Here is a 4,230-nt window from a genome sequence, read left to right on the forward strand (position 1 = left end):
GTTTTTGAGCAACAGCTTGCCTGACATTCAAAGGTGGCTACTTTTAGCTGCGCTCATTTTTTAGTCTAAACTACAGTAATAAACAATCGTTCTGCTGTGAGTAACCGAGTAGTACCCTCATCTGTTGCTACCTCAATTGTTTTAGGTGCCACAAAGCGAGCGGTGCCAATGATCAGATCGTCCCCCAAAGCGGTGTGCAGGTTGTTAAGATTTATTGGTCGCAGGGACTGCACGACCGATCGTTTGCGCTGAATCACTGCCGACATATCAACTGTTGGCGGCGTCGTCTTGATGCCATAGGCTGCACTATTTCGCACAGTATTTGCCACCTCTGCACTTGCGACCATCGTTTTACTGGGAATGCAGGCAATATTAGGGCACGAGCCACCAATCATGTTTAAGCTGCGTTCTACTAAAGCGGTTTTGCGTCTGCCCGCGACTAGTGCAGGCGCCAGTGTTTTACCCGCTTTACCGCCACCGATAATGTCGTCGTAGTATTGGGTATCCATTTCTATCTCCTTTGGTTTGACAGGGGCAGGTGCGATGTCCTGTGGCTGTCCGATTCGCCCCAGTGGAGTTTGCGCTTCAATCTGTTTTTGGTAATCGCTCCCAATAACTCCCGCTGCCTGTATACCCTTCGTTTCCAGCATCCCAAGATTGATAGATAGAGTTGACACGGATCTTGCGCGAACCCAGCTCTTTAGCTAGCGACTTGGTTACGGCACCAACAGCGGCTTTGGTGGCGCTATAGACCGAGGCGGTTGCGGGCTTAGTGGTACTGGGGATCAAACTAATGTTGATAATGCTGCCGCCTGCCGAGCCAAAGTACTTTGCTGCTTGTTGCGAGGTGAAAGAGTCGGTCGAAACCGGTTGTGGCAACACGAGAACATACCCCCTCGGATCTTCGACATTAAGTACTGCACGCTCAATCGAAAGAGGGGAATGTGGTAATTCTCATGAACCCCTTTCCTTGTCAGTATTTGCAAGTTTTGTTCTGTACTCAGCCTTTGCCCATGTCTTTGCTTCCCCCTGCCACCAGCAGAGCACAGCGATTCCGATGTATCCGCGATGCGTTCACACTTCTCTATTGCGCGGTTGCAGCGTGTTCGACGATCTCAGCAACGGCGTCTGGATGGGAAACCATTACTACATGTGAAGCGCCATTTACTACGATCGTCTTCTTGGAGCTGGCGCGGTTTGCCATGAAAGACTGCACCGCTGCCGGAATGTTCAAGTCGCGATCACCATAAATGAACCAGGACGGGATAGATTTCCCTGCAGGCACACCGGAGGCTTCATTTAACGCGGCTTCCATAATCGGACGCTGGGTACTAGCCATCAGTTGCGCGTCGTTCGCTGGCACATCTGCAGCAAATTGGGCGTGGAACTTGCTCTGCTGAATATACAGGTCTTTGCCACCATCGGGCAGGACCACCGGCGGCGCGAGGGTCGGCGCGAGTGTGCTGCCCGGATAACGTCCTGAGAGTTCGGCGGCAGTCTCGCCTTCCTCAGGAGCAAAGCCAGCAACGTAGACCAGTGCTTTCACATTCTTGTTCCCATTGACTGCATTGGTAGTTACCGAACCTCCGTAGGAATGCCCAACCAGCACGATAGGACGGTTGATGTCTTTAAGGACGCTAGCAACATAGTCTGCATCGCTCTTAACGCCACGTAGGGGATTAGCCACAGCAACCGTTGGGTAACCTTTTGCGATCAGTTTGGTCAATACCCCATTCCAACTGGAAGACTCGGCGAACGCGCCGTGGACAAGGACGATCGTAGGCTTATTGGCTTGTGCACTGGCACTATTCATGATGGCTCCGAGAGAAGTGATTGTAATGGTTCCTAAAAAGAGAATGACAATTAGAAGCAGGCGCATGCCGTTCCTGAAGGTGAGCATATTCATGTTGTGATTTCCTTTGAATTTATTTCGTTGGATAGGCTGCAACCGTGATGTGAGAAATTGACGGATGTGGGTTGCGATAACGAAGCGCTGCGAAGTGTCGATCGCATCATTTCACAGACCTGAATCATCGCTTAAGATCGGGCATTGTGAACGTCACTGTTTCGCTGGTGATTACTTTGTGTGTAGGGTCGGCTAGTTCGCTCAGCACCTTGTGTGGACCAGGTTCCAGTCCGACTATAGCAATCCTAAATCATGATCATGATTGTGATACAATTATATGCAATACTTGATTGTGACAATTAAAAATGGATAACTTACAAATGCCACAAAAAGATAGAGAAAAAGAAATAGCCCAATTAGAATCTTTCATTAAAAGCGATATCGATGCCAGAGAACTAAAACGAGCAATAGCTGTAAGGATGGCGCTCTCAGGTAAGATCTACAATGAAATCAGCAAAATTTTAGGTGTAAGTAATTTTTTTATTGGTTATTGGAAAAAACAATTTAAAACCAAAGGCATCGCCGGAATCAAACTAGGACATAAAGGGTCAAAAGGGTATTTAACAGCTCGACAAAATACTGAAGTAATCGAGTGGTTAAAGAATAAAGAATATTGGAATTTAGATGAGTTGGTTACTTATTTAGAGCGAGAATTTGGTGTGACATATAAATCAAAACAGAGTTACTATGAACTTTTCGACCGGGCGAAAATTAGTTGAAAAAAACTCAAAAAATCAATCCTAAATTTGATAAAAAACTGGTAGAAAAAAAGACGGAAGAAATTAACGATATTTTATTTAAAAACAAGTCAGGTATAGAATCTGGGGAAATAATAGTCTTGTTTTTAGATGAATGTCATCTACTTCATGGTGATTTAACTGGTTATGTTTGGGGTCAATCAAAAATCAGAATTGAAGTCCCCATTACCAATGAAAAAGATAGACAAACTTATTTTTGCGCCCTCAATTATCAAAGCAAAGAATTCCATATTCAAAGCCATCCATCTGGTGATGGAAAATCAACAGTTAAATTCATAAAATACTTACAAAATAAATATAAAAATCGCAAGATTATCTTGATTTGGGATGGAGCTAGTTATCATAAATATGGAGAATTTAGAGACTTTTTATTAGAACTCAATGGTGACAAAGAACCTGATAATTGGTCAATTACTTGTATTTTATTTGCTCCCAATGCTCCCCAACAGAATCCCGTTGAAGATATTTGGTTACAAGCTAAAAACTTTTTAAGAAAGTATTGGTATTTATGTAGGTCTTTTAAGATTGTCAAATTTTTATTTGAGTTTTTTACTAACGAACATAAATTTGATTTCCCCAAAATACGTCAATATACTTACACACAGAAAATCATTTAGGATTGCTCTAGATATAGAAAATCATTGAGGATTGCTATAGTACAGCTCGGCGTAAATACACAGGCTATTAAACAGCCAAGACTTTACCCTTATATGTCCACTTAAAAGGTTTGGCCATTGTTTGATTAAAGTAGTTAATAAAATTGAGGATGCGATTTTTCAGATCGTACTGACTGGTGAAACTTGCTCTTTTAAGTAATTTCCGCACCCAAATGCTGAACCAAATCTCTATTTGATTAAGCCACGAAGAATGTTTGGGTGTGTAATGGAAAACAATTTGATGTGTTGGGTCACTTAAAAAAATAGCGCGAGATTTCATAGATTGAAGTATGCCGCTTTTTCCCTTAATACCGAGGTCGATATCTAAGCCTTCTTTTTCGGCGACCAAACGCACCAGTGATTCAGATTGGTGAGTATTCAGACAATCCATAATTAGATGCCATTTTTTGGCATCAGGGTCAGTTTCAATGATGTGACGAATATTCAGTAAAAAATCGGATTCTGTTCTCGAATATCCGCAAGTTGGCTCGATTATCTTACCATTCGCAATATTGAAATTAGCGAGCAAGGTCTGCGTACCATGACGAATATATTCAAACTCTCTTCTTGCAACTTTACCGGGTCGCATTGGTAAGTCTTTTTCGAGACGCTCATCGGGCTTGAATCCCTGTCATTTCATCAACTGATATAGTGTGTTCTCCCTTTTGACTGCGTTCAATCGCAGTCAGATATAAGCCTGTAATATCTTTAACTTTTGCATCAAATTCTTCATCCACAGGGGGGGGTTAACCAGTAGCGCGAGGCGTGTGGTTTAATTTCTGCTTCTTCTAATAATCTGCCAACATGGCGCACTGATATACTTTCAATAATGCCTTGTTTCATGATTTCTTCCGCCAGCTCTCTAGCTGTCCAGTGACTTATTGGTCGTCCATAATCGGACGGTGAGGAA

8 protein-coding genes and 1 pseudogene are annotated in these 4,230 nt (G+C 43.1%); 2 read left to right on the top strand and 7 right to left on the bottom strand.

The window, feature by feature from the left end:
* Positions 1–65: 65 nt before the first annotated feature.
* The 4 genes from QUA54_RS33770 to QUA54_RS34705 all read right to left on the bottom strand — a co-directional run bounded on the left by QUA54_RS33770 (position 66) and on the right by QUA54_RS34705 (position 2,150).
* On the bottom strand, positions 66–677 hold the full coding sequence (locus tag QUA54_RS33770; RefSeq protein WP_333419335.1) for an FAD-dependent oxidoreductase: 612 nt from the start codon (positions 675–677) through the stop codon (positions 66–68).
* The gene (locus tag QUA54_RS33775; protein WP_333419337.1) at positions 586–882 is read right to left on the bottom strand and encodes an SDR family oxidoreductase; all 297 of its coding nucleotides are present in this window, start codon (positions 880–882) and stop codon (positions 586–588) included. Before QUA54_RS33775 ends, QUA54_RS33770 begins: the two co-directional genes overlap by 92 nt.
* A 202-nt stretch (positions 883–1,084) precedes the next feature.
* Positions 1,085–1,906 carry an alpha/beta hydrolase gene (locus QUA54_RS33780; RefSeq protein WP_333419339.1) on the bottom strand — a complete coding sequence of 274 codons (822 nt, stop codon included), beginning with the start codon at positions 1,904–1,906 and terminating at the stop codon, positions 1,085–1,087.
* Between the two features lie 124 nt (positions 1,907–2,030).
* Positions 2,031–2,150, bottom strand: a complete 120-nt coding sequence (locus QUA54_RS34705; protein ID WP_445301616.1) for a DUF6130 family protein — start codon at positions 2,148–2,150, stop codon at positions 2,031–2,033.
* Between the two features lie 61 nt (positions 2,151–2,211).
* On the opposite strand from QUA54_RS34705, the gene QUA54_RS33785 reads away from it, so the two are divergent.
* Positions 2,212–2,625 (top strand): helix-turn-helix domain-containing protein, encoded by a 414-nt coding sequence (locus QUA54_RS33785; RefSeq protein WP_333419341.1) that lies wholly within the window; start codon positions 2,212–2,214, stop codon positions 2,623–2,625.
* Positions 2,622–3,281, top strand: a complete 660-nt coding sequence (locus tag QUA54_RS33790; RefSeq protein WP_333419343.1) for a transposase — start codon at positions 2,622–2,624, stop codon at positions 3,279–3,281. Before QUA54_RS33785 ends, QUA54_RS33790 begins: the two co-directional genes overlap by 4 nt.
* A 67-nt stretch (positions 3,282–3,348) precedes the next feature.
* Here the strand turns inward: QUA54_RS33790 and QUA54_RS33795 are convergent, their stop codons facing one another.
* From QUA54_RS33795 to QUA54_RS33805, 3 genes and pseudogenes are all read right to left on the bottom strand, one after another.
* Positions 3,349–3,909, bottom strand: coding sequence for a transposase (locus tag QUA54_RS33795; RefSeq protein ID WP_333419345.1), 561 nt, complete (start codon positions 3,907–3,909; stop codon positions 3,349–3,351).
* A 22-nt stretch (positions 3,910–3,931) separates the two neighbouring features.
* Positions 3,932–4,057, bottom strand: coding sequence for a hypothetical protein (locus QUA54_RS33800; RefSeq protein WP_333419347.1), 126 nt, complete (start codon positions 4,055–4,057; stop codon positions 3,932–3,934).
* Positions 4,050–4,230, bottom strand: a pseudogene (locus QUA54_RS33805) (helix-turn-helix domain-containing protein); the annotation flags it as partial. The gene QUA54_RS33800 and the pseudogene QUA54_RS33805, both read right to left, overlap by 8 nt.

It is taken from the genome of Microcoleus sp. MOSTC5 (genome assembly GCF_036701825.1).
In the GTDB taxonomy this organism is placed as follows: Bacteria; Cyanobacteriota; Cyanobacteriia; order Cyanobacteriales; family Microcoleaceae; genus Microcoleus; species Microcoleus asticus.